General features: G+C 58.9%; 23 protein-coding genes and 1 pseudogene. 11 read left to right on the top strand and 13 right to left on the bottom strand.

Features of this window, described 5'->3' with window-relative positions:
• Positions 1-3: 3 nt before the first annotated feature.
• The 3 genes from BPNPMPFG_RS28210 to BPNPMPFG_RS28200 form a co-directional block, all read right to left on the bottom strand.
• Positions 4-1,725: an ABC transporter permease gene (locus BPNPMPFG_RS28210; RefSeq protein WP_258591855.1), complete on the bottom strand. Its 1,722-nt coding sequence runs from the start codon at positions 1,723-1,725 to the stop codon at positions 4-6.
• Between the two features lie 38 nt (positions 1,726-1,763).
• Positions 1,764-2,765, bottom strand: coding sequence for an ABC transporter substrate-binding protein (locus BPNPMPFG_RS28205; RefSeq protein ID WP_258591854.1), 1,002 nt, complete (start codon positions 2,763-2,765; stop codon positions 1,764-1,766).
• Between the two features lie 91 nt (positions 2,766-2,856).
• A complete protein-coding gene (locus BPNPMPFG_RS28200; RefSeq protein WP_258591853.1) occupies positions 2,857-3,696 on the bottom strand; it encodes a MurR/RpiR family transcriptional regulator in 840 nt (279 codons plus the stop codon).
• Positions 3,697-3,927: 231 nt separating this feature from the next.
• On the opposite strand from BPNPMPFG_RS28200, the gene BPNPMPFG_RS28195 reads away from it, so the two are divergent.
• From BPNPMPFG_RS28195 to BPNPMPFG_RS43220, 9 genes and pseudogenes are all read left to right on the top strand, one after another.
• Complete coding sequence (locus BPNPMPFG_RS28195) at positions 3,928-4,083, top strand: hypothetical protein (RefSeq protein WP_258591852.1); 156 nt, start codon at positions 3,928-3,930, stop codon at positions 4,081-4,083.
• A 13-nt stretch (positions 4,084-4,096) separates the two neighbouring features.
• Positions 4,097-4,732, top strand: a pseudogene (gene tnpC / locus BPNPMPFG_RS28190) (IS66 family transposase); the annotation flags it as partial.
• 136 nt (positions 4,733-4,868) lie between these two features.
• Entirely contained in the window at positions 4,869-5,057 is a 189-nt protein-coding gene (locus tag BPNPMPFG_RS28185) for a DUF768 domain-containing protein (RefSeq protein WP_258591851.1), read from the top strand.
• 99 nt (positions 5,058-5,156) lie between these two features.
• Entirely contained in the window at positions 5,157-5,408 is a 252-nt protein-coding gene (locus tag BPNPMPFG_RS43225; RefSeq protein WP_413776888.1) for a DUF6894 family protein, read from the top strand.
• Between the two features lie 169 nt (positions 5,409-5,577).
• The gene (locus BPNPMPFG_RS28180; protein ID WP_258596952.1) at positions 5,578-6,825 is read left to right on the top strand and encodes a GGDEF domain-containing protein; all 1,248 of its coding nucleotides are present in this window, start codon (positions 5,578-5,580) and stop codon (positions 6,823-6,825) included.
• Positions 6,826-7,478: 653 nt separating this feature from the next.
• Positions 7,479-8,843 (top strand): coiled-coil domain-containing protein, encoded by a 1,365-nt coding sequence (locus BPNPMPFG_RS28175; protein WP_258591850.1) that lies wholly within the window; start codon positions 7,479-7,481, stop codon positions 8,841-8,843.
• Positions 8,844-8,885: 42 nt separating this feature from the next.
• On the top strand, positions 8,886-9,668 hold the full coding sequence (locus BPNPMPFG_RS28170) for a hypothetical protein (protein ID WP_258591849.1): 783 nt from the start codon (positions 8,886-8,888) through the stop codon (positions 9,666-9,668).
• A gap of 420 nt (positions 9,669-10,088) precedes the next feature.
• Entirely contained in the window at positions 10,089-10,517 is a 429-nt protein-coding gene (locus tag BPNPMPFG_RS28165; protein WP_258591848.1) for an IS66 family transposase, read from the top strand.
• Positions 10,514-10,681, top strand: a complete 168-nt coding sequence (locus BPNPMPFG_RS43220; protein ID WP_413776810.1) for a hypothetical protein — start codon at positions 10,514-10,516, stop codon at positions 10,679-10,681. Before BPNPMPFG_RS28165 ends, BPNPMPFG_RS43220 begins: the two co-directional genes overlap by 4 nt.
• Before the next feature lie 37 nt (positions 10,682-10,718).
• Here the strand turns inward: BPNPMPFG_RS43220 and BPNPMPFG_RS28160 are convergent, their stop codons facing one another.
• From BPNPMPFG_RS28160 to BPNPMPFG_RS28145, 4 genes are all read right to left on the bottom strand, one after another.
• Positions 10,719-12,188 carry an APC family permease gene (locus tag BPNPMPFG_RS28160; protein WP_258591847.1) on the bottom strand — a complete coding sequence of 490 codons (1,470 nt, stop codon included), beginning with the start codon at positions 12,186-12,188 and terminating at the stop codon, positions 10,719-10,721.
• A 569-nt stretch (positions 12,189-12,757) separates the two neighbouring features.
• Positions 12,758-14,032: a DegT/DnrJ/EryC1/StrS family aminotransferase gene (locus BPNPMPFG_RS28155; protein WP_258591846.1), complete on the bottom strand. Its 1,275-nt coding sequence runs from the start codon at positions 14,030-14,032 to the stop codon at positions 12,758-12,760.
• A gap of 33 nt (positions 14,033-14,065) precedes the next feature.
• Positions 14,066-14,881, bottom strand: coding sequence for a shikimate dehydrogenase family protein (locus tag BPNPMPFG_RS28150; protein ID WP_258591845.1), 816 nt, complete (start codon positions 14,879-14,881; stop codon positions 14,066-14,068).
• Between the two features lie 132 nt (positions 14,882-15,013).
• The gene (locus BPNPMPFG_RS28145) at positions 15,014-15,937 is read right to left on the bottom strand and encodes a dihydrodipicolinate synthase family protein (protein WP_258591844.1); all 924 of its coding nucleotides are present in this window, start codon (positions 15,935-15,937) and stop codon (positions 15,014-15,016) included.
• Positions 15,938-16,043: 106 nt separating this feature from the next.
• Between BPNPMPFG_RS28145 and BPNPMPFG_RS28140 the strand changes: the two genes are divergently transcribed.
• Positions 16,044-17,573 (top strand): UxaA family hydrolase, encoded by a 1,530-nt coding sequence (locus BPNPMPFG_RS28140; RefSeq protein WP_413776809.1) that lies wholly within the window; start codon positions 16,044-16,046, stop codon positions 17,571-17,573.
• An 18-nt stretch (positions 17,574-17,591) separates the two neighbouring features.
• Complete coding sequence (locus tag BPNPMPFG_RS28135) at positions 17,592-18,557, top strand: GntR family transcriptional regulator (protein WP_258591843.1); 966 nt, start codon at positions 17,592-17,594, stop codon at positions 18,555-18,557.
• 25 nt (positions 18,558-18,582) lie between these two features.
• Here the strand turns inward: BPNPMPFG_RS28135 and BPNPMPFG_RS28130 are convergent, their stop codons facing one another.
• The 6 genes from BPNPMPFG_RS28130 to BPNPMPFG_RS28105 form a co-directional block, all read right to left on the bottom strand.
• Positions 18,583-19,242: a helix-turn-helix domain-containing protein gene (locus tag BPNPMPFG_RS28130; RefSeq protein WP_258591842.1), complete on the bottom strand. Its 660-nt coding sequence runs from the start codon at positions 19,240-19,242 to the stop codon at positions 18,583-18,585.
• A gap of 45 nt (positions 19,243-19,287) precedes the next feature.
• Complete coding sequence (locus BPNPMPFG_RS28125) at positions 19,288-20,085, bottom strand: ABC transporter permease (protein WP_258591841.1); 798 nt, start codon at positions 20,083-20,085, stop codon at positions 19,288-19,290.
• Entirely contained in the window at positions 20,082-21,038 is a 957-nt protein-coding gene (locus tag BPNPMPFG_RS28120) for an ABC transporter permease (RefSeq protein ID WP_258591840.1), read from the bottom strand. The genes BPNPMPFG_RS28125 and BPNPMPFG_RS28120 overlap by 4 nt, the downstream gene beginning before the upstream one ends.
• Positions 20,986-22,095 (bottom strand): ABC transporter ATP-binding protein, encoded by a 1,110-nt coding sequence (locus BPNPMPFG_RS28115; protein WP_258591839.1) that lies wholly within the window; start codon positions 22,093-22,095, stop codon positions 20,986-20,988. The genes BPNPMPFG_RS28120 and BPNPMPFG_RS28115 overlap by 53 nt, the downstream gene beginning before the upstream one ends.
• Positions 22,092-23,087: an ABC transporter substrate-binding protein gene (locus BPNPMPFG_RS28110; RefSeq protein WP_258591838.1), complete on the bottom strand. Its 996-nt coding sequence runs from the start codon at positions 23,085-23,087 to the stop codon at positions 22,092-22,094. The genes BPNPMPFG_RS28115 and BPNPMPFG_RS28110 overlap by 4 nt, the downstream gene beginning before the upstream one ends.
• Before the next feature lie 84 nt (positions 23,088-23,171).
• Positions 23,172-24,077 carry an aminotransferase class IV gene (locus BPNPMPFG_RS28105; protein WP_258591837.1) on the bottom strand — a complete coding sequence of 302 codons (906 nt, stop codon included), beginning with the start codon at positions 24,075-24,077 and terminating at the stop codon, positions 23,172-23,174.
• Positions 24,078-24,160 lie beyond the last annotated feature (83 nt).

Here is a 24,160-nt window from a genome sequence, read left to right as displayed (position 1 = left end):
GACCTATGAATCTCCTTGCGACAAAGTCTTGGGTCCCCTGGCGAGCGAGGTGAGCACGCCGATTGCCGCGACGACGCCAAGGGTGGCGATGGCGAGCGCGCAAGCTACGGCGTCGCGGCCTTGGGTGAAGTCGTCGACGATGACCACGGGGACGGGCGGACCTGCTTGCGGAAGCAGGAATTGCGACATCGGCAATTCGAAGATCGAGCGGATTGTCGTGACGCCGAAAGCGATCAGTATGGCGCTGCCGATAAGCGGCAGCACCACCTTGACCAGATGGCGACCGGGTGAAGCACCGGCGAGACGCGAGGCTTCATGCAGCGACCCGCCCAGGCGCCCAAGGGCCGACCACATCAAGATCAGGCAATAGGGCAGCGCCGTTGCTGCGTAGCCGATGACGAGAAGCAGCCGCGATCCATAGAGTGGCACATCCTTGAAGCCGGGCAGCCGGTCATAGACAAGGATATAGCCGAAGGCGAGCACGATACCCGGCAGCGCCACCGTTGTCAGAGCGAGGCCCGACGCCACGAGGCGGGTCGTGCGGCTGGCGAGCGATATCTGGTAGGCGAAGATCAACCCGAAGGCGACTGCGAGAACAGCGGCCGCAAGACCGTAGACCACGCTCCAGACGAGGCCCTGGCCGGGTATGCTCGAAACATCAAAGACTGTTCGGACCGCGGCGAGCGAAAAATTGGACCGGGCAAGACCCCCGCCGAGCGAGACAGTGAGCGAGCGCAAGACGATCGCTATCAGCGGGAGGACCGCCGAGCCTATCGTAAAAAGCGCCATCAGGGCCAGCGCCGGCGCCTGCCAGGCACCAAGGTGGAAGCGGGCAAGCGAGCGATTGCGGCCAGTGACGAAAGTCGTCGTACGATCGCCGCCCATCAGGCCGGCTACCACAATCGAGCCGGCTACGAGCAGGACGAGAACCAGGGCCTGTGCCCCCGCGGAAGCGAAATCAACGGGATAGTTCGCGGTCGCGGCGTAGATATTGTAGGTGATCAGCCCGAAATTCATCGACCGCGCGATTGTCGTCGCAATACCGAAATCGCCGACGACCTCCGCGAAGGTCGTGAGAAGCGCCAAGGCAATGGCCGGCACGAGCATAGGCAATACGACCCGCAGCACGATCCGCCACGGTCCAGCCGAAGCGACACGCGCTGCGTCGATGAACTCGCCGCCGAGCCCCTCAAGGCGGGATCCGACGATGAAGTACGGTATGGGAAACAGTGAAAAAGCCATCACCATCATCAGCCCAGCCGGGCCGAAGAAGGCACTGCCGGTTGCCGGACTGACGAGACCGAGGCCAACGAAATATCCGCCCGGCGACATCAGGAGCACCCAGGCAAGGCCCTTGAAATAGCTTGGCGTTGCGAACACCACCCAAGGCAGGGCGGAAAAAGCGCTCTTGCCGCGAATGTCGGTCAATGCGAGCAGGAGCGCCAGTGCCGTGCCGACCACGGTTGAAAGGACCGCGCCGACGACGCCGAGCACCACCGTATCAATGATGCCCCGCGCCAGACGGGGCGAGGTGACAAGGCGGCTGATGGCATCAAGCGAGGGGACGAAGCTCGGCCCTGCAAGGTCGAACAGCCCCGGCAGGAAAGCCTGGACCACAACCAGCCCAAGCGGCAGGCCGATCAGGATGAAGGCGACCGCCCAAAGCGCCGGGGCGGCGACGCCGCTGCCCCAGCGCTCTACGGAGATGTCAAACGCCCGCGCCATAACTAGATTGTCCTAAGCCGCAGTTCGAAGCGATTGCCTCACGGAACGAACTGGTCGCGGAACCATTGCTTCCAGGCCGCCTCATTCTTCGCTGCGACATCGTCATCGAGGATTGCCCAGGACGCGGTGTTGTCGACACGCGCACCGTTGCCCTTGACGCCCGTGATCAATGGCGCGAAGTAGCCATCGCCGCCGTCGGTCGTCAGCATGGCCTTCTGGCCCTCGGTAGTCAGCAGGAACTGAATGAACGCCTTTGCTGCCTCCTCATGTTTGCTGGCTGTCGCGACACCGGCAGTCGAGGGAAGCGCGGTCACACCTTCGCTGGGATAGACGACCTTGATTGGCTCGCCCTTGGCTATCAGATCGTAGATCGTGCTGTCCTGCTGGATGGCGATCTTCGCATCGCCGGAAATGACGGCGCGATTGACCGTTTCACCACTCTGAAGACCGCTTAACGCCTTGTTGGTCAGGGTTTTCTCAAGCTGGCCCTGTCCCTTGTCGACGCCGACCGTCTGAAAGTAGCCGGACAGCCACTGGAAAGCAGGACCCGAGAGGTTCGGATCCTTGGCGGCGACAGAGCCGGCGAAATTCTGGAGATCGGCCCATGATGTCGGTAGAGGCAGCGTACCGATCTTCTTGGTATTGACTTCGATTGCCGTCGTCGACACCGAGATCGGGAAAAAGGCCTCGCTGCCGGGAACAAGTTTTTTGCCAAGCGCGGTATAATCTGCCTTGGTGGTGAGGCCATGTTCCGGCTTCAGGATACCCTGTTGAGCGAGCCGGCTCATGACGGCTGAGCCTTCGACCCACAGGATGTCGAATTTGGGATTGTTGCCTTCCGCCGACACCTTGCCGAGAAGCTCGCCGGTGCTCAGAGACACCAGATTGACATCGATGCCGGTCTTCTCGGTGAAGGCTTTGGCAGCCGCGTCCGCCGTGTCGAGCGCGGTATAAACAACGAGAGTCTCGGCCTGGCTGGCCCGCACAGCGGTGCCCAGCATCAAAGCTGACGATAGCACGGCAAGAATAACACTTTTCATCTCTGTCTCCATACGTGTAGTGTTGGATATAATTTGACGTGTTCATCTTATACGATGTTTATGACACTACTTTAAATGAAAAGTCATATTATTAAATTTTACTTCGACTTATGCCGCGCTTGAGCCAGGCCTTGTCTATTGTTCCCCGCAGACTGCTGAGCGACTCAAGACTTGCGATCGCCTTGGCACGATCGCGCGCCGCCAAGCCGACGATCATGGCCTCGATCAGCACCATCGTGCCGCTATGCATGGCCAAATGATCCGCCCGTCCACGCGGCACCGGGAGGACTTCCGCAATGTGTTCGGCGACGAAAGGGCCAAGGCTGTCGCTGACAAGGACGATGGGGTTGCCGAGTTGCCGGGCGCGCTCGATGACGATCTCGATCTCCCGATAGAGAGGGGCATAGGCGATCATCAGGACGGCGTCGCCTTCGCCAAGCGCCAGCAGCCGGTCCGCGAGCGCCACTCCCGAGGCCGAAAGTGCGGTCGAAGCGAGACCGATGCGGTTGAATTGCAGGCTCGCATAATCAGCGACTGCCCCAGACGGGCCGACTCCGAAGACATGCCGTCTTTTGCCGGCAAAGAGGATGTCGACCGACCGCGAGAAGCTGGCCTGAAAGGGCGGGGTCTTCATCGCCGCGAGCGCTTCTTCGTGCATCCCGATCACATGGTCGAGGACCTGCGCGCTGTCGTCGCCCGCACCTTCGAGCGTGAGGCGAAGCCGGGCGCTCGGTGTAGGGGTAGCAATGATATCGGCAAGCAGCGTCTGCCGCAGATCGGAGAGGCCATCGAAGCCAAGGGAGCGAACAGTCCGCACAACGGTTGCATCGCTCGTTCCCGCCAAGGCCGCGATCGCAGCCGCCGAACCCAGCAGAGCCGCATCTTTCTGCTCGACCAGACAACGCGCGACACGCTGCTCGGCGGGCGACAATCGACCAATTGACTCGGCCACACGATCGGCGAATGGCGCCCGGTCGGACGTTGGTACAGCGGCCAAAAGCGGTGACGCACCCATTTTTCACCCTCATGTCGATATCGCTACATGCCTTTAGTATGTGTAGTGAATATTACGGGATGATGACGCCCTCCCTGATTCAACTCGCGTTGCGATGGCACGCCTCGCCCTCATTCGGGCCGGCGCTCCGCCGATACGCTGAAGGCGATGATCCTCGCGATGGCCAGCGAGCGGGCTGCAAACGAAGCTCAGCTTGCGGCAGCGACGGCGGAGGTCGCCCGGTTGACGGCCGTCGAGAGAAGCGCCAACGAGCGGATCGCCAACCTCACGTCGATCGTGAAGGTGCTGGAGCGTGCGCAATAAGGCAAGCGTTCCGAACGGCTACTCGGCCTATACCCACCTGCTCAAGGCGCGTGCCAAATCCGGCAGCAACGAAACGATCAAACTCGCAGGATGTTGGGCGCATCTGCGGCGCAAGTTTTACGAACTGCATATCAGTGGGATCTCGCAGGGCGCGACGGCTTCGGTCACAGCCATGAGCAAACTGTGGGAGGTCGAGGACGGGGTCCGCGGCAAGGATGCGGACAGCCGCGCTGCGCTGCGTCAGGAAAAGTCCGCGGCCATCGTCGCGAGCCTCTTCGAGCAGTGGGAAAAGGAACTGGGCAAGGTCTCCGGGAAATCCAAAACCGCCGAGGCAATCCGGCATGCGCTCACCCGACGAGAGGCGCTTGAACGCTTTCTGACGGACGGTCGCATCGAGATCGACTCCAACATCGTCGAGCGCGCCATCAGGCCCCAGGCAATTACTCGTAAAAACAGCCTATTTGCCGGCAGCGAGGGCGGTGGACGAACTTGGGCGACCGTGGCCACACTTCTGCAAACGGCCAAAATGAACAACGTCGATCCGCTCGCCTGGCTCTCCAAGACCTTGACCCGCATCGCTCAGCGCTGGCCCGTAGCCGAAATCGAAATGCTCATGCCCTGGAACTTCAAGCCAGACGCCATCAGCTAACCGCTTACTTTACTAATAGATCGTCGCGAGTTGCAGGTCAGTTAAGCTTTGCAGTTGCGGGTCCGTTAAATTTTGCCAGACTTTTGATCACATCGTGCGAGCGGACGCGGGAACCAACAGACGGATTTAAGGCTGCATGAACACGCGCGAAATCAATTTCCTTCACCAATGGATCAACGTCAATGTTCCGGAGACGGCGAAAGCGGATGTCGCTTCGATAACCGAAACCACGCATAACCTATTCACCGATGCCAAGGCGGTCGGGATCAAGCGGGCTGAGATCGATGAAAAGCTGGATAGTCTCTACCGCGCACTGTTCGCATGAATCATACACTTCGATCCTGGCTCGCCCGGATGACGGGATGATATGGCATGACCGCGCGGCATCTTGTTAAGCGTTCGTTGAACATTTTGTCGACCTGGAATTTTTGGGCTTTTTGTCCTGTGCTTTTTCGATTTTTGCGACACTGGCGAGAGCTTCCCTGACGGCGAAGGGATAGAGCTTCATAGCATCGAGTCAGCTCGAAACGAGCCGATGAAAGCCCTTATCGAGATCGCGAGCGAGATATTGCCCGAAGGTTCTTTCCGAGGCGCTCTGAGGATCGAAGTCCGCGACGACAGCCGGCAAGAGCTGTTCCGGGTTCCTATCACTCTCCAGATTCATCCTGAGAATTGACTGGCCAATGGCTCTGCACACCCGGAGTCCAAGTGAATATCAAATCGGCTCCTGATAGAAATCAAATCTTCAGGATAAAATGGCATGCTTTCCCATTTCCGACGACCGGATGCGTCGAATGGATGTCAGGAGAAAGCGATTTAAGGACCCCTCGATTGTGCCAGATCGGATGCATCTCGACGCGCAGGATGACCCTGCCATAGCTGCAGAAGTCGACCGACTTCTGGCCCGGCGCACGCGCGATATCCGCCTCAAAGGCGAGATCAAGCGCCTGTTTCGAGCACGTATATGGTCGCAAACGGCCAAGATCATCCGCGCCTGGATGGTCTGGGTGGCTTTGTTGGATGTGCTGACCCTGGCGCTCAACATGCTGATCCTTCCAAGGGGGGTCGCGCTATCCATGCTGCTGCCTGGCGCCATCGTTCCGCCCGTCGCTACGGCCGTCGTCCTTATCTGGCGAAAACCGCAGGCCCCCTGGCTCCAAACGGCTTCGCTGATCGCAGGCATGTTCCTCATCCTGTTGTCAGTTGCGTTGGTCGGTGTAAGCGCTGGTGGCGAGTTCTACGAACGGCATTTGAACATCATGCTGTTCGTGGCCATTACAGCCATTATCATCTTCGGCATCCCGCTGGCCTGGACGGTGACCATTGCCGCCTTGGCGCTCGGTCTCTATCTCGTTTTTCAGCTGCAGAACCCGGCTATCGAACTTGGCAGCGCCGTGGCTGCGACCCTGTTTTTCGCCAGCGGTATCTTCGCAACGGTTGCCGCGCGGCGCATCATGACAATTCTTGCGCAGAAGACGTTCCTGTTTGAGCTTCGCGACCGGCACAGGGTCGCCGAACTGGCGAAAGCGAACGATCGATTGGAACTCCTGGCGAGGACCGATCCGCTCACTGGCATCGCCAACCGGCGCTGGATGACGGAACGACTCGACCACCTATGGGGAAGTGGCAGATGTTGCCCCAATGGCGCCGCGATGCTGATGTGCGACATAGACCACTTCAAGAAGCTGAACGATCACCTTGGCCATGCCGAGGGTGATCGCTGTCTGGTTGAGGTCGCCAAGATTATTCAGGAAAACGTCAGGCGCGACCGCGATCACGTGGCCCGCTACGGCGGCGAAGAGTTCCTCTTGCTCCTGCCAGGGGTGAATGAGGAAGAGGCCGTCTCTGTGGCTGAGCGAATTCGTAAGAGCGTTGAGGCCGCCGCTTTTCCCAACCCTGGATCCCGTGTATCGCGCCGCGTCACCCTCAGCATTGGTGTTGCAGTTCAGAAGGCTGACGACTCCATCTCACCGGAGCAGTTACAGCGTCAGGCGGATGCTGCACTCTATCTTGCCAAGCAAACCGGACGCAACAGGGTGCTGCTCCACATGGCGGAGTCGTCGGGGCGCAAACATATTGGCTCGACGCGGTGATGCTGCAACGCGACAGTAGAATAGCCGCTTCGCTACGCCCTTTTTAGAACGGCTGAAGATGCGAACCGGTTCGGCGATGCGGCTTAGGGCTCCGATCCGAGTCCCCACAAGGGCGATTCCGTCGAGCCTGGATAAACCACTTCGCTTCCGGACTTGCTCAACGCTCGCCTAACGGTGCCCAAGGCCGTGCGCTTGGCGTCTGGCATTGCCGAGGCGACCGGCCAATTCTGCAAGAAACAGCGGGAACATTAGGCTGTCACCTTCCAGCATTTCCGAGGTTCTGGAGTGACCAGACAGAGCAATTTGGGGCATTGAGCTGGCAGCTTTGCCGAGTCTCAGACAACCCAAGGGTAAATGAACGAAAGTTCCGTTCGTTCGAATGACGACAAAATAGGAGATAGCCTCTACGCCCTATCAGGTGCTTTGGCGTTGCCGAGGGCGCTTGATAGCATTGACCTTTTTGGTGCGCGATCCAGCGCCGTAGCTCGAATCAAGTGGAGAATAGGATCGCGGTGAGGGTCGCGACAAGGTGGGATCAAGTGATGACTAATTTGCAGGGTACCAGGTCAAAATGTCTACGCTGCGACTTCACCTTTATTAAACGACGGCCTTTGATTTTACTTCACGGGGTACGTGGCAGGGGGTGTAACGCCATGCTGTCCCTCGTTCCGTCACTCCTCGTTATGCTGTTGGCATCTCCGGCGAATAGCCAGCTGGCGCCCGAAACATCAGCGGTAGCTGCGGCTAAGAGCGGCTCGTCGGTCGTGGTTTCGGACCACACCGATATCGCGAAAGAACCGGGCAACGCGCAACCCGGCGCGGTCGGAACCGACATATCCAATCTTGCGCTCAGTGAAGCACAGGCACTCAAGGGCGCGCAAACGGCGCCCGGCGAGGATAAGGAGGCCTTACGCCGCGAATTGGCCGCCGCACGAGCTGAGCTGGCCAAGCAAGCGCAGGCCCTGAAAGAGCAGCAGCAAACAGACGAAGCGCTCACGCTCAATCTGGAGACGGCGCAGCGTGCCGTCGAAAATTTCAGGGCGGAAGCCAGTCTCTGGGACAGCAAGAAAGGTGCGATGCCTGAAGCGCACCCCTCCACGGATGCCTCTCAGGCCGCTGCGAACCAGGCGCTTGATGAGGAGCGCCATAAGGTTGAGCTCCTGGAACAAGAACTGGCCACGGCTCGTCAAACGATCGATGCTCTCAAGACAGGCGCAAATCTGGCCGTAGCGGAGCAGGCCAAGGGCGTGAAGGACCGGCAGATGGCCGACGCCGCTGCGAACCAGGCGCTTGATGAGGAGCGCCATAAGGTTGAGCTCCTGGAACAAGAACTGGCCACGGCTCGTCAAACGATCGATGCTCTCAAGACAGGCGCGAATCTGGCCGTAGCGGAGCAGGCCAAGGGCGTGAAGGACCGGCAAGTGGCCGACGCCGCTGCGAACCAGGCGCTTGATGAGGAGCGCCATAAGGTTGAGCTCCTGGAACAAGAACTCGCCACGGCTCGTCAAACGATCGATGCTCTCAAGACAGGCGCGAATCTGGCCGCGGTGGAGCAGGCCAAGGCCGTGAAGGACCGGCAGATGGCCGACGCAGCTTCAAACCAAGCTGGAGAAGCACTCGCACTGGAACGTGAACGAGCGGATTCAGCCATACGTGACCTCGACATTGCTCGCAAGGAACGCGATGCCTTCAGGCAGGACTCGATGGACTTGAGTGCGGCGCTGGATCAAGAGCGTGAAAGGGCCAACGGTTTAGCCCGCAGCCTCAGTGCCGCGCGTGAGGAAATCGACATGGCTAGGGATAAGCGTCGGACCGCGGCCGTGGAGCGCGCGCCTAAAGCACGTCCCCCCACAAGCGCACTCGCAAGTTCATTACCGCGTTCGGACGCTCGACCAGCCCGCAAACCGGGCTTGCCGCAAAAACATAAAGTGAAGGGCCCAAAGTCATCGCAACCTGTTATGCTGGCAACCATCGCTCTTCCCGCCGCGTTGCTCCCAACCCGACCACCTGCGCAGTGAAAGACAGGTGAGCGGAATGCATGCCGCAGGGGAGGATGAGAAATGAAAAAATACTTCGCAGCCGCGTTGGCGATCGGTATCGCGACCGGACCTGCCTCGGCTCTCGATGCAGGTCTAGGCGGTAAGGTCGGCGGCCTCGGGGTCGGTGCTGGAGTGAGCGCCGGCTCGCAAGGCGCATCGGTCGGGGTAGGCACGAGCGTCGACGGTGTAGGCGGAGCGAACGTCGGAGCTTCGGTCGGCGCAAATAGTGGATCGCTCGGCGCCGGCGTCAGTGCCAGCGGCAACGTCGGCAGCACGAGCGGAAGCCTTTCGACGGGTGTTGGCCTGGGCGCCAATCCGTCCGCTGAGAACGGATCGGCGGCCGCTCCCGGGAGTCCGGCCGCTGCCACGACAGCCACTGGCTCCGCCACGACAGCCACTGGCTCCGCCACGACAGCCACTGGCTCTGCCAAGACGGCCACTGTCTTTGCCAAGACCGCCAGGCAATCGATCGTCCTGCCACCCGTTCTAAGGCCTTCCGAGGCCAGCGGCGGCAACCTCACCAAGGGATATCCCTTTGGATCCCTGGAACCACTGAAAGCGAAACCCGGCACGCCGGCCGCGGTCGTGCTAGCCTGCCGCGCGGCGATCATGTCCGCGGCGAAGCCGCTTGGCGGCGTCCGTGTCCAGGCAGTTAGCGCAGGCGCCTTGCATCGACGTGGGGGTGCGCTCACGGCGCCGATCAAGGTGCGAATAGACTACGCACGACAGGGTGGCGTCGAAGTCCGGCAAGCGCAGGTCGGTTGTCGCTTCGATGCGGCAGGCAGGGTCACTGCGATAATATAGCACCAAACCCGTAAGAAGGCACACGGCGCTCTGCCCCAAGCCGTTCGTGCTGACAGCTGACCTTTGTTTCCCGGCTGCGTCCAATGGCATCGCCCAACACAGAGAGTCTATCGGCCAATCGATGGTGCCGGCTGGAGCGGCTCGTTCCCGTCGAAGCGGTTGGTGGACCGGCCGTAGAACTCGCGGACGCGGCTATCGCATTTTTGTCCTGGCCGTCGTCGCCCTGGAAGCTTCGATCGGCGTAACCACCGCCGGGCTCACAGGCGCGTATGACGATGCGGCGACCCAGGCCACGGCCAATCCACATAGCAAGGAGGCTGCGAGTGCTATCGATATCTTTGTGCGATGCATGGAGGGTCTTAACTAAGCGGACCTCCATCGGTGGTCGACCCCTCGACAGCTCACACTTTGTCACTAGTCATGACACGGCTACGCCGCCGGTTTTACGAGCTGCACACCAACGGCAGTTCCCAGGTCGCGACGCAGAGCGTTACCACCATGGCCAAGCTCTGGTCCGTCGAGGAGGAGGTTCGCGGCCTGTTCCTGCCGCACGCGGCGCCGCCCGTCAGGACCGTTCCGCCGCCATCGTCGCCGATCCCTTCAGGCGCAGGGAAAAGGAGCTGCGGCGGATCTCGGGAAAATCAAACTGAGGTGATCCGCTACGCTGCCTCCAGGCGGGCTGCCCTCGAACGCTTCCTCGCCGATGGCCGTGTCGAGATCGACTCCGATATCGTCGAGCGGGCAATCAGACCCCAGACCATCGTCAGAAAGAATGCGCTCTTGCCGGCAGCGACGGCGGTGGAAGCACGTGGGCGACTGTCGCGACCCTTCTGCAGACCGCCAAGATGAACAACGTCGATCCGCTCGCCTTGCTCACCCAGACCCTCGAGCGCATCGCCAACCGCTTGCCCATCTCTCCCAAATCGACCAGCTCATGCCCTGGAATTACAAGGCCTGAACGGCCTCGGCTGCGCGCTTACGATACAAACGCCAAGGCCGCGCCTCCAAAATGAAGGCGCGGCCCCATGGTTGCGACTGTGACTGCGTGCTTTATAGCTTCTTCGGAGCTAGGTCCGGCGGGCCCGCCCTTCCCGTGGAAAGATCACCGCGCAGCTTTAAGAGCCACCACGTGGCACCGATTGCCAGCATAAACATCGTCATGAACGCCCCCGGGTGACTTTCGTCAGGAATTGAGAACGTCGCAATGACAACGAGAGTCCAGAGAACGCCCACACCGATGGTCGGAACAAGCCAGGCTCCAAGGCCGAAGGCGTCAATCGGTGCCGACGGAATGCGCCTGCCACGATGGGCTATATATGCACCAACAAGGGTCAAGAGATAGGTCAGACCAACCATCGAGTAGATCGCGGCCACAAACCCACCGTTGGCAACGTTCATAACAATCGCGATGGCAGTAACCACGATAATTGCAACCACAGGCGTTCCCGTGCGCTCATTGACCCCCATCAAATGCTTGGAACCGGGGAGCATTTTGTCACGTGACAAGGCGTAGATCATCCGCGTGGCAACTGCCATGTTGGCGATCAGGCACGCGAAAATCGAGGCGAATGCGACAAACAGCATGAGAAGGGTGGCAAAGTTTCCAAAACGCAGCCGAACGATGGCAATGACCGGGTTTTCTGGATGCGCCAGAAAGTCCGCGACGGGGCCAGGAATAGCCAGGGCAAGCAACGCGAAGAGACCAACCCCGAAAATGCTAGACACGGCAACGGCGCGGATCATGGCCTGTGCAGCGGCGCGGCGCGGATCCAGGGTCTCTTCTGCCAGATCCGCGGCGCCCTCCCATCCCAGCAACACGTTGACTGGGAGCAACATCGCAAGCGCAAACGTTGTCAGCGACAGCGGCTCTCCGCTGGCCGGCGTGGTGTCAACCAACAAGCCGAAGCCCTGGCTGTCGCCAAAGACGAAAAAGACACCGACAATAAGTCCGGCCATCAAGACAACAGTTCCGAGCAACTCTACAACCGCCCCAACGTCGTTTATCTTGCTAGCGACTTTGATGCCGAAGATGTTGATCGCGCAGACGACAATTGTCGCCGAGATACTAAGCGCCTGCACCTGCGTCGGATTAGCCCAAATCTCAGGGGCAAAAACTGAACCGATGGCTGCCGCCGTACCGGCCGTGCCAGCCATGAACGAGATCATGGCAATCCAGCCTGTGAACCAACCATAGCTCTTGTTCACGAGGCGGCTGGACCACTGATAAGCATAGCCGGTGACTGGGATACGGGCCGACAAATGCGAGTAAACCAGTACGATGCAGGAGACAAACGGAATGACCAGAAACCAAAGCAACACGCCAAACCCGCCAACCCGGTTGAACGGATCTGAGAACAGAGTAATAACACCGGTGTTGATCGACACCATTGAAAATGCCAAACAGAAAGACGTAAACGGACTCATCGTCCGGTGAAGTTTTTGAGTATAACCAAGTGCCGCGAGGTCATCCTCGTCATTTGAGTCAATGAGTAGGCTAGCGCGCTCATAAGTTGTGGTCATGCGTGTCCCCTTTATAGTGCCGTCGTAAATCGCGGCGTTGGGACGTATGTTAGGTACGAAGCCACCGCCCTAGAAATACATTTTTCAACATGATTTATTGGCTCTGCTTATTAATCAGCGAGCGAAACATTCGAGCTCGAGCCATCGACAATGAGGTCGCACAAGCGAACTTGGGCAATTTGTCGATGGATTTTTACGCCTGATCACGCCCTCACGCCAATCCTCAGCTAACTTAAGTTAGGACGCGTCCGCTCGGGTCTCCCACTCCGGATTCACCCTAGTGCGGCAGGTGCTATCGTCGAAGGAAGAATATGGCCCCCAAGCCAAAAGCATCCTAGCGTTCGCGGCGCTGGTGAGGTGTCGTGATGGGATGGGATGGGATGGGATCGAAAAATAGCTGATAGCCGCATGGACAAGGCACGCAGCGCCACGCTGTCAGGCTCTTAGCAAGCGCAGCGGGGTTGGCTGCAAAACTCCAGCGGTGCGAGAGCATGCAGTTGCTGTTTCAATCTCGTGTCGATGGACAGTTTGAAACTTTCCCGCGAATCGCATCGCGTCGCCATGAAATCCTAGTTGCGATAGGCCATGATCACCTTGCGGATCGCATCGGCGATCTGCCGGAGATGGTGATCCTCCATTCTGTCCGTCCACCACATGCAGATGGTTTCTCGGCAGGCACGCTCTGCCACCGGACAAAGTTCGGTGTCGAAGTCGTCCTTGCGAACGCCATCGAGCGTGAACGGCAGGCCGGAATTGCCGAACGTTTTGTGTTCCCTGATCAAGGGATATCGATAGAGCGGAATCTGACCGGGATAGCCTATGAAACCGTCGATGCCCTCGCCCGTCAGGGCTTTCATGACTTCCGGGATCGGCCGCGACAATCTTTGGGAATCTAAGCGAAATGAGTAGAAGAAATAGACGCCGGTTGTCCCCGGCAATGGCAGGACCGGAACGACGTCTGCATCGGAAAGCAGAGCGGTCAGCCTGTCGGCGGCGCTGACCCGCGCCTTGACGAACTGGTCCAGTTTCTTCAGCTGGGCTAGGCCCACCGCTGCCTGCAACTCCGTCATGTGGTAGTTCGGCGCAAGGAACAAATGGTCTCGGCCTCCCCTTTCGCGCGGCCAACCCTTGTCGCTGCAATGCCTGAGCCCGCGCCCGAAACGCTCGTCTTCATTGCTTATCACCATGCCACCGTCGCCGGTGGTCATGTGTTTCGACTGCTGGAAACTGAAACAGCCGAGATTACCCAAGGTGCCGCACAGCCTTCCCTTGTACAAGGCAAGATGGGCTTGCGCGCAGTCCTCGATGACGAAGAGGTTGTGTTTTTTCGCGATCGCCATGATCGCATCCATGTCCGCAGGATGACCGTAGACGTGCGTGACGATGATCGCTCGGGTGCGCGTGCTGATGTTCCGCTCGATGGACGCCGGGTCAATGTTGTGGGTGTTCGGATCGACATCGGCAAAAACCGGGATAGCGAGTTGGGAAATGATCGGGATGACCGTGCCGACATCCGTAATGGGCGAGAGTATGATTTCATCGCCAGGCTCGGGGTTGAGATAAATGACTGCTGTGTGAAGTGCTGCGGTCCCGCTGCTGACGGCGACCGCGTGGCTGGCACCATATCTCGCCGCGAATTGCCTTTCGAACTCACCTGTTTTCGGACCAACGAGAAAGGAAAGGCTGCCAGACTTAAGGACGTCCGACAGCTCCTTCATCTCTTCGTCGCCGAGCGTGCGCCCCGATGCATCGCGAAAGCTCGGAAGGGTCCCCTCGATAGCGCGAGGGCCACCATTGATGGCCAGGTCTTGCATTAGGATGTCTCTCTTCGGGTTCTGGAACATTTGTGTGCCGGCAAATTAAGGTCTTGGGGATGCTTAAAGGCCGAGAAAGTTGGCCATGAGTTGAAGCTGATGCTCAAGCATGTGTCGGCCGAGATGGATCCTGCACCCGATTCTGCGTGCAGCGTCGAGAAGCGGTGTTATCTCCGGCTCCATGATCACTTCGGCAACCACCATGTCCGCCCTCAGCAGGAGCGTGTCGAGTGGAAGCGGATCGGATATGTTCATGCCCAGCGTTGTTCCGTTCACGATAAGATCGTGGTCGGTCGGGTTCCCAGAACCCAGTCGGACATCAATGTTACTATAGGCAGCGATCAGCTTTTCGCGAAGCGCCTCGATCTTGCCCTGCGTACGGTTGGCAAGGGTTAGACGCCGCACGCCCGCTTCAGCAAGCGCAAAGGCAATGGCATTTGCCGCCCCGCCTGCGCCTGCGATGTAGACAGACTTGCCCTCGACCTCAATTCCGGCGTGCCGCAGCCCCTCGACGAAACCGATGCCGTCGAGTTGGTCGGCTATTATCCGGCCGTCATGATCCCGGCGCAGCACATTGGCAGCGCCGACAGCGCGAGCCTGCGGGCTGACCACGTCGCAAAGACGGATGATCGCCTGCTTGTGTGGGACGGTAACGATCGCTCCGTCGAAACTTTTCAGTACGCGCAGTCCGCCAACAAAGCTCTCCAGATCGGCCGGTGCCACATTCAGAGGCACCATCACAGCGTCTGTGCCCCTCAGCCGGGCAATGCGGTTGATCTCAGGTGGCGCTTTGACATGTTCGGTTGGATGAGCCAGGATTCCGAGAAGGCGCGTTCTACCGGTGATTTCGCCATTTGGGCGCTCAAGACCTGACGGCATCTAAGGCAAGTCCCTTCTACGGGCAGAGAAACTTTGCTTTGTCGCAGACCGGTCGAGCTCCGTCCCGCGTGCGGTTTTACGGCGATGCGCTGTCCGTGACGGCATCATGTGGTTGAGCGATACCGTCAAGTCTCACTTGCCCCAATGCAGGGCCAAGGGATCGATACTACGGGCAAGTTCCAGCAAGCCATCGCGCGTCGCTGGATGCAGGGCCTTCAGCGGATGCCTGACATGGTCGGACTTGATAACCTTGCCTTCGGCCATCACTGTCTTCGTCGCCCGCAATCCACATTGCCGGTTTTCATAGTTGATCAGAGGCAGAATACGCTCGTAAGCCTTCATCGCATCTTGCCGACGGCCGGCGTAATGATGCTGGATGACGGGGCGAATGAGGTCGGGAAGCAACGCGCTCGACATGATGCCGGTTGCGCCAGCGTCGAGATCAGCCATCAAGGTAATTGCTTCTTCGCCGTCGAATGGACCCTCGATCGCATCTCCACCCTTTTCGATCAGCTCGCGCAGCTTGCCGGCCGTGCCCGGCACTTCGATCTTGAAATAACGGACCAGGGGAAAGGTCTGCGCCAGGCGTACGAGGAATTCGACAGAGAGAGAAACGCCGCTCAATGGAGCGTCCTGGACCATGATCGGCAACCGCGCCGCGTCCGCAACCCTGGCGAAATGCTCCTGGATCGACGCTTCGTCGAGCTTAATGCCGGCGCCATGATAGGGAGGCATCAACATGATCAGCTTGGCACCGTGATCAGCCGCATGGCGCGCGCGCACACTGGCGATCTCGGTGCTGAAATGGCTGCAGGTGACCATCACCGGCACGCGACCCGCCACGTGCTCCAGGCATAGGTCAGTGAGTTGCGCCCTCTCGTCGTCTGAAAGCAGGAACTGCTCTGAATAGTTGGCCAGAATGCAGATGCCGTCGACCTTCTGATCGATCATGCAATCCAGCACCCGGCGCTGGCCTGCAAGATCGATCTCTCCGGTTTCGGTGAAGGGTGTCGGCGCCACCGGAAACAGGCCCGAATACGGTTCGTCCTTAGCCATTTTCGGAAAATCCCCCAAGAATCTTCGTGATTCAAAGTCTTCTCTTGACTTTCACCTGCCTAACATGAATGATTTTTGCATGCAATACTCATTAATGGAGGTGATTATGCCAGTTCGTCGATCGGCTCCGGCCATCATCCGACTGCACAACGCGGACAATGTCGCGGTAGCCACGAGGCGGATTGAAATAGCTGAAGACCTCGGCGAGGTTATCGCTCAAGCCGAGATTCCCAGCGGACATAAAATTGCCTTGCGAGCGATCGGCGAAGGCGAACCGGTGTCCAAATACGGACAGATCATTGGCCGTACGAGTACCAACATCCTTCCCGGTAGCCACGTCCACCTGCACAATCTGGCAATGCTCGACAGCGCCGTTTCGCATGAATTCGCCGTCGACGGCGGACCGACGCCTCTGCTGCCCGAAAATGAACGCAGGACCTTCCAAGGTTACCGGCGCGCATCGGGACTGATCGGCACCAGGAACTATATCGGCATCATCACCTCGGTGAATTGCTCGGCCACGGTGGCTCGAGCGGTCGCCGATCATTTCAAGACAAACGGCTTCGGTGAATTCACCAATGTCGACGGCGTCGTAGCGCTCACTCACGGTACGGGATGTGCGATCCCCACGAACACCGAGGGATATCAGTATCTGCGCCGAACGTTGAGTGGCTACGCGAGGAACCCGAATTTCGCCGCCATCCTGATGATCGGGCTCGGCTGCGAGACGAACCAGATCAGCCATCTCGTCAAGGCCTTCGACCTGGAGGAAGGGCCAATGCTGCGGACCATGACGATCCAGCAGCTTGGCGGCACGCGCAAGACGATCGAAGAGGCGATTGGCATTATTCGCGACATACTGCCGGCCATCAACGCCGAGCAAAGGACGACCGTTTCGCTTTCCGGCATCAAGCTGGCGCTTCAGTGCGGCGGATCCGACGGTTACTCCGGCATCACCGCCAATCCGGCGCTCGGCTATGCCGCCGACCTTCTGGTCGAGCATGGCGGCACCGCGGTGCTCAGTGAAACGCCCGAAATCTATGGCGCCGAACACCTGCTGACGCGCCGCGCGGCGACGCCGGAGATCGCGCGCAAGCTGATGGCACGAATTGAATGGTGGCGCGACTACACCGCGAAAAACGGCGCGGAGCTCAACAACAACCCCTCGCACGGCAACAAGGAGGGCGGCCTCACGACGATCCTCGAGAAATCCCTGGGCGCGGTCGCCAAGGGCGGATCGATGCCGCTGCGGGAAGTCTATGAGTATGCCGAACCGATCCGGGAACCCGGTTTCGTCTTCATGGACACGCCCGGCTACGACCCGGTCGCTGTCACAGGACAGGTCGCGGGCGGGTGCAACCTGATCGTGTTCACAACGGGGCGCGGTTCCGTTTCCGGGTTCAAGCCGGCGCCTTGCATCAAGGTTGCCACGAACAATGCCATGTTCGAGCATATGAGCGAGGACATGGACATCAATTGCGGCGGCATCATCGATGGAAGCGACAGCATCGTCGAGGCAGGCGAGCGCATTTTCGAAAAGATTGTCGCCGTCGCTTCGGGCGAACGCACACTGAGCGAAGGTTACAATTATGGTGACTCCGAATTCGTCCCTTGGCAAATAGGGGCGGTAACCTGACGTCTCGAAAGGAGTCGCATGGGGCATCGCCCGCTCGCTTATGAATCCATCGCCGACAACCTCAGAAGGGCTGTCCTCGGCGGATTTGTTCCGGAAGGCACTGTCCTGCTCGAGGGACCGATCGCCGCCCTCTTTGGTTCCAGCCGATCGCCGGTCAAGCAGGCGCTCGCTACGCTGGAGGCGGAGGGGCTGGTCCGTCGGTTCGAGGGCCGTGGCGTGCTGGCTGGAAAGGGCGGGCCGCCGCTGCGGCTGAAAATAACGGGCGAGATGCTCGATTTTGAAGCGCCGAAGAATGCCAAGGCCTTCGCCTGGCAATCCTACTATTACGATTTCGAGGAAACGGTCGTCCTGCGCGCCGTGTTTGGAAGCTGCCGCATCAACGAACTTGCTCTGGCGCGCCACTACAAGGTTGGCAGGACCGTCGCCGGCGACATATTGAACCATGCGGCGAAGAACGGCATCGTGATAAGCGACGAGAAATCCCGCTGGTGGATAAATCCGCTCGACGAGCGCCGATTCCAGGATTTGTATGAAATACGGCTGTTGCTCGAGCCGGCTGCTTTGCGCACCGCGATAGCCCGCATTCCTTCCGACGCGCTTTCCGAAATGCGTGGGCGCCTGACGCAGGCCTCGGCAAAATTTCCGCTGGTGGAGCCGGCCGAACTGGATGGGCTCGAGGAGGACCTGCACGTGAAGCTGCTGCAGTACAGCTCCAATTCCGACATACTGGAAACCCTTGTCCGCACGCGCGGCATCCTCGTTGCGGGCAAGCACATCCAGAGGGCGGTGCGGGGCAGATTGCCGATCGATGCCTTCATGGACGAGCATCTGGAAATCATGGACGCCATCGCTGCCGGCAACCCGGCTTCGGCGCAGGACGCGCTGCGCGAACATTTGCAGCGGTCGAGCGACAAGGCCATCGAGCGCTTGCGGGCCTTTCGCAAAATCAGCGTTGTCTCGCATATGGCTTATCTGCTCGATTAGCGCCGGCGCGCGCAGGCATCGCCGCTCAGTCAGCTTTCGGGCCGGACAGCGATTCCTGGATGATCTGGTCCTTGATGATCTCCCGCAATGTCTGCGCCAGGTTCGGCGTGGCGCTTGAGCAGCAAACAAGGATGGAACTGCTTGGTTCTTGCAACGACATGTAGCCGTGTTTCATGGTGCTATCGAGATAGACGCTGTCCCCCTGCTCCAGATCCATCGGCTCATAATACTCGCTGTACAGACGCACCTTGCCACTCAGGACGAGCATGAATTCCTCACCCACATGCGCCGTCAGCGGCCCCATCTCCTCGGGGGTCATCGCCTGCACCTCGATATGGATCGGGATGATGCGCTTGTGCGCCACGTCGGCGGACAGATAGCTGTAGCTATAATGCTGGCGATCGAGCCTCTGGCCTTCGAAATTGCGGCTGATGCTGCGCCGGGCAACCACAAGCGGTGGCGTGGGCTCGCTGGGCGCCGAATTCAGCAGGTCGCCGATCTCGACACCAAGGCCGTGCGACAGCTTCAATATGGTGTCGAAATTCGGTGAGATGTGACCGTTCTCGACCTTCGACAATGTCGACGTGGCAATGCCAGTCATGGAGCTGACTTCGGCAAGCGTCCATCCATGATAGGCGCGCCGCTCCTTCAGCAATTTTCCAAGGTCTTTGGTTTTTTTGTTCATATCTTGCCGTCGATTCCAATTGCCTAGACCACAATCTTCGCCACGCTATGGCTTGCGTTCAATACTCTCGCGAAGCGACATCGCACCCAACGCCGCGAACAACAATGTTACGCACAGGACGATCGAAACGAGCGCATTTATCTCAGGGGTAAAGCCGGTTCGCATCATTGCCCAGAGCCGCATGGGCAGCGTCGTTTCCCCGCCGACGAGAAAGAACGTGACTAATGTTTCGTCGAACGACAGCGCAAAAGCAAGCAGCGAGCTGGTCAACAGCGCCGATCGCAACTGGGGGAGAACAACATAGAGGAAGGTTTCGAGACCGTTTGCGCCAAGATCGAGAGACGCTTCTATTTGCGAATTCTCAAGTGTGTCGAGCCTGATTGTGACCATGCGATAGACCACCGCCAGGATCAGCACGACATGGCCGATAGTGACCGTGATCAGGCTTCGCTCCAGCCCGATTTCCCGAAATGCGACCAGCAGCGAGATTCCGGTGATTATGGCCGGTAGCACGAACGGCAGAAAGATGATGAACTCGACATAGGCGCGGCCACGCCGCACGCCGGTTTTCATGTAGTAGGCCAGCGCTAACGATATGATCGTCGCGCTGACCACAGCGCAGATCCCGACGACGATCGAATTGTAAAGGGCCGCCAATAGCTGCGAATTGTCCGCCAGCCGCCCGTACCATTCCAGGCTGAAGTTCGACCAGTCGATCTGATGGTTCTTCATGGCGAAAAATGAAAACAGGATTACGATCAGCGCTGGCGCGTAGAGTACCGCGAAAGTAAGGCCGGCGATGACCCAGAGACACGCGACGGTTAGACGTTCCAGCCTAGTCATTTCACCCTCGCATTTCGCAAGATGAGAGACGCGACGCTAATCAGCGTGACGACGGTAACGAGAAGCACAACAGCCAATGCAGCGCCGAAAGGCCAGTTGAAGGCCATGCCGAACTGGCTCCATATGGCGCGGCCGAACGTGAAGCCCTCGCTTCCGCCTACCATCTGTGGGGTGAGGTAGTCGCCGAGCGCGATCACCATCACGAACAGCGCGCCGGCGATCGACCCGGGCAGACTGAGCGGTAGGACAACGCTGAGGAATATCTGGCCAGGCTTGGCGCCGAGATCGGCCGCTGCACTCAGCAGCGATTGCGGTATGCGCTCCAGTGCCAGAAAGATCGGAAGGATTCCGAATGGCAGATAGATCACCGCCATCGTTAGCATCACGGCGGTCTGGTTGAAGATGAACAGTTTGCTCGGCGCATCGATGATGCCGGCGGCGAGCAGGAAGGAATTCAGGAAGCCGTTGAAGCCGAGAATGCTGCGCATCGCATAGATCTTGACTACATAATTCATGACCAGCGGCAGTGCACTAAGCAGCAGCAAAAGATAGCGTACCGAGCCTTCCAGCCGCCATATCAGATAGGAGATGATATATCCTAGAATGAGCGCAACCGCCGCGACGACAAAGGCAAGCTTTACCGTCCCGAAGAAAACATAGAGATAGCTGCCACTTTGGAAAAACGCTGCATAATTTGACAGCGTCAGTTGCCCCGTAACCTGGTTGTCTTTCATCTCGAGAAAGCTGTAAGTCAGAAACGACAAAAGCGGCATTAGAATCAGGAGCGTGGGGACACCATAGACCAGTATCCTGGCAGCAAGTCTCCCGAACGACGGCCGCCAATATAGCGGGCCGCCATTGTTGGCGTGCACGATGTCGGCGGTAGACACGGTCATCGCATCATCCTCTCGGCAGAAAGCTAACATCGGCTTCAGACCATCGAAGCAGCACATCGTCGCCCGAACTCAGATTCTTCCCTGACTGGTCTGTTGGCACTCTGACCTTGATCCTGTGTTCTGCCCCCGCCATGGCAAGCGACAATTGGGTTGTAGCACCGAGGAAGGTGACGTTTTCCAGACGCGCCTGGGAAACACGCTGATCACCGCGCAATTCGTTGCCGTCGTGGATGGCGAAACTTTCCGGCCTTATGGCGAGCAAGAGGTCAGCGCTACTGCCGGCCAATGCGGGGATGGGATGCCTCCCAAGCGGACTTTGGACAACGCTCGTAGGACCATCGGTATCGAGCCGCGCGGGCAGCAAATTGTTCTCGCCAAAGAACTTCGCCACGAATTCACTCCGCGGCTTGTAGTAGATCTCTTGAGGCGTGCCGACCTGAACCAGATTGCCGTGGTCCATGACGGCGATTCGATCCGACATGGAGATCGCCTCTTCCTGATCATGGGTAATGAAAACGAATGTCGTGCGGATCCGCCGCTGCAGGTCCTTAAGAAACTCCTGCATCGAACGCCGCAACTCCGCGTCCAGCGCTGCCAGCGGCTCGTCCAGGAGGATGACCTGCGGCTCGCAGACGATGGCCCTCGCCAGCGCCACCCGCTGGCGCTGGCCACCGCTCAATTCGCTGGGATAGCGCTCGGCCTTGTCAGTCAGGTTGACGGTGTCAAGGACCGCAGAGACCCTTGTCTTGATCTCAGCAGCCGGTCTGCGCCTGATCCGCAACCCGTAAGCCACGTTCTTTGCAACCGTCATATGCGGGAAAAGCGCGTAGTCCTGGAACACCGTGTTGAACGGCCGCCTGAAGATCGGCACCTGGGAGATATCGGCGCCGCGCAGCAAGATGCGGCCGGATGTCGGCGGCGTGAAGCCGCCGATCATCCGCAAGATTGTCGTCTTTCCAGATCCGGATGGTCCAAGGATGGTGAGGAACTCACCATCCTTGATGTCGAGATCGACCGGTTTCAGAACGTTGAGGTTCCTATAGGACTTGGTTACGCCAACCAGCTGGATGACGTTCGGTCTGACGACCTCTTCTTCGGAGAGTGCAGCAGTCATTGTTGAACCGGAGTTGCCTTGATCTCGTTCCACAATTCGATGCGACGGCCGAAATCTTCGGGCGCCTGGAGGAAGACAAGCCTGTCGGAATAGGTCAAGCCGATCTTGTCATTGGCGTCACCATTGGTGGTGTTGCCGTAACCGGTCTTTTCGCTGATGTAGGTTCCAACCGCCTTTTCAAGCATGGCGTCGACCCATGCATGAGCGAGTTCGGTATCGCGGGCCTTGGCGCTGATCGCCCAGCAATCGATCCAGCCGATCGCACCTTCCTTCGGAATTGTAAGCCCGACATTGGCGCCACGGCTGCGCAACATCGGTGCCTGAGGCTCACCCATCGACATCATTAGATCGATGCCTCCTTGAGCGAAAATACTGACGCCGTCGTCGAAGCCGGCATAGTAGCTCGCGACATTGGCTTTCTGCTCCAGAAGCTTGGCCTTGACCTGTGAGAACTGGTCGGCGGAGAGGTTGAAGGGATCCTTGATGCCGAGCAAGAGCGCCGTGGTGACGATCGCGTTGTTGGCATCATCCATCACGATGATGCGACCCTTGTATTTCTTGTCCCAAAGAATGCTCCAGCTGTCAGGCGCGGTTTTGAACGTGTCGGTGCTGTAGATCAGCGGAATGGAACCCCAGGCGAAGGGAACCGCGTATGGCTTGCCATCGAAAATAATCGCCGACACGGAACGGAAAGCCGGCAAAAGATTGCTCGACTGCGGGACTTTGGCGAGATCGACAGGCTGGAGAAGCTTCTCCTGCGTCAGCCGCTTGTAGGATGACGTCTCGATGGCGATGACGTCAAAATCCGCGCCACCCGACGCCGTCATCTTGGCGAAGATTTCATCAACGCTGCCCGTATAGCTGATGCTTACGGTCGATCCGGTCTTTTGCTCGAAGGCCTTGACCCACTGATCGTCGGCATATCCCTCCCAGGTCAGGATACGCAGCTCCTTGCCGGCCGCCCAGGCCGGCTTGAATGCGGAAGACGCCAATGCGCCGGCTGCCATAGTGGTTGTCAGAGACAGAAATTCACGTCTTTTCATTCTGATCATTTTCATTCCCCTTCGTTGAGCCGTCTATGCGGAGTAGTTAACTGGTGTCTGGTGCCAACCTGCCTTGTGCTGTTCCCAATAGAATGACTTGAGCTGCGTGCTTATTTTTCCTGGTTTGCCGCCGCTCATGATGTGATCGTTGATGCGCGATACAGGCATGACGCCGCCGGCTGTCGTTGTGCAGAACATTTCATCCGCCGACAGCAGATCCTGCTTCCGCAAAGGCGCAATCCGCGCCGGAATGGCGAGCATTTCGCAAAGTTCGAGCACCGAACGGCGCGTGATCCCCTCCAGGGCACCCCGATCGGGGGTGAGCACTTCGCCGTGACGCGCGATGAAGACGTTGAATCCTGGCCCTTCGGTGACATAACCGTCGCAATCCAACAGGACGGCGGTGTCGGCCCCCGTGTCATGAGCCTCGAAGAGGCCGCGGGTCAGATCGCCCCAATGGTAGTTCTTGACGGTCGGGTCTATGGAGGCCGGGGGAATCCGTGGCACCGAAGCGATATGGAGATAGGCTCCGCGGGCCTGCACATCGAGCGGGATAACGTCGATCCATGGAATGGCATAAACGATAAGCTTGTTGTCGCAGTCCTGCGGCCGCCTGGAGCCGAAAACGCGCGGGCTCCCACGGGTGCAGACCATGGCTACATAGGCATCCCGCAGCCCAGAAAGGGCAACACATCGCTCTGCTATCGAAGCAATCTCTGCCATCGAATGAGGTGGAGTCAGCCGGATGCCCAGCATCGATCGCTCGAACCGCGCAAGGTGATCGTCCATACGAAAGAAGCTTCCGTCCCGGACATGCACGACGTCGTATGTGACATCCGAACGGGTAAAACCCCAATCGAGAACGGATATCTTGGCATCGCCGGCTGGGACGAACTTGCCATCGCTAAAGGCGACGCCGTTTGCATGCTTAGCGTTCATGGATGCTTCTAACTTCCTGAAATCGGCATGCACAAGATGACAAGAAAATTGCTCACTGGCAAGATAATTTTCTTTGGAGAAAT

It is taken from the genome of Mesorhizobium sp. AR07 (genome assembly GCF_024746815.1).
Classification (GTDB): domain Bacteria; phylum Pseudomonadota; class Alphaproteobacteria; order Rhizobiales; family Rhizobiaceae; genus Mesorhizobium.
This window is presented reverse-complemented; position numbering and strand designations above follow the sequence as displayed.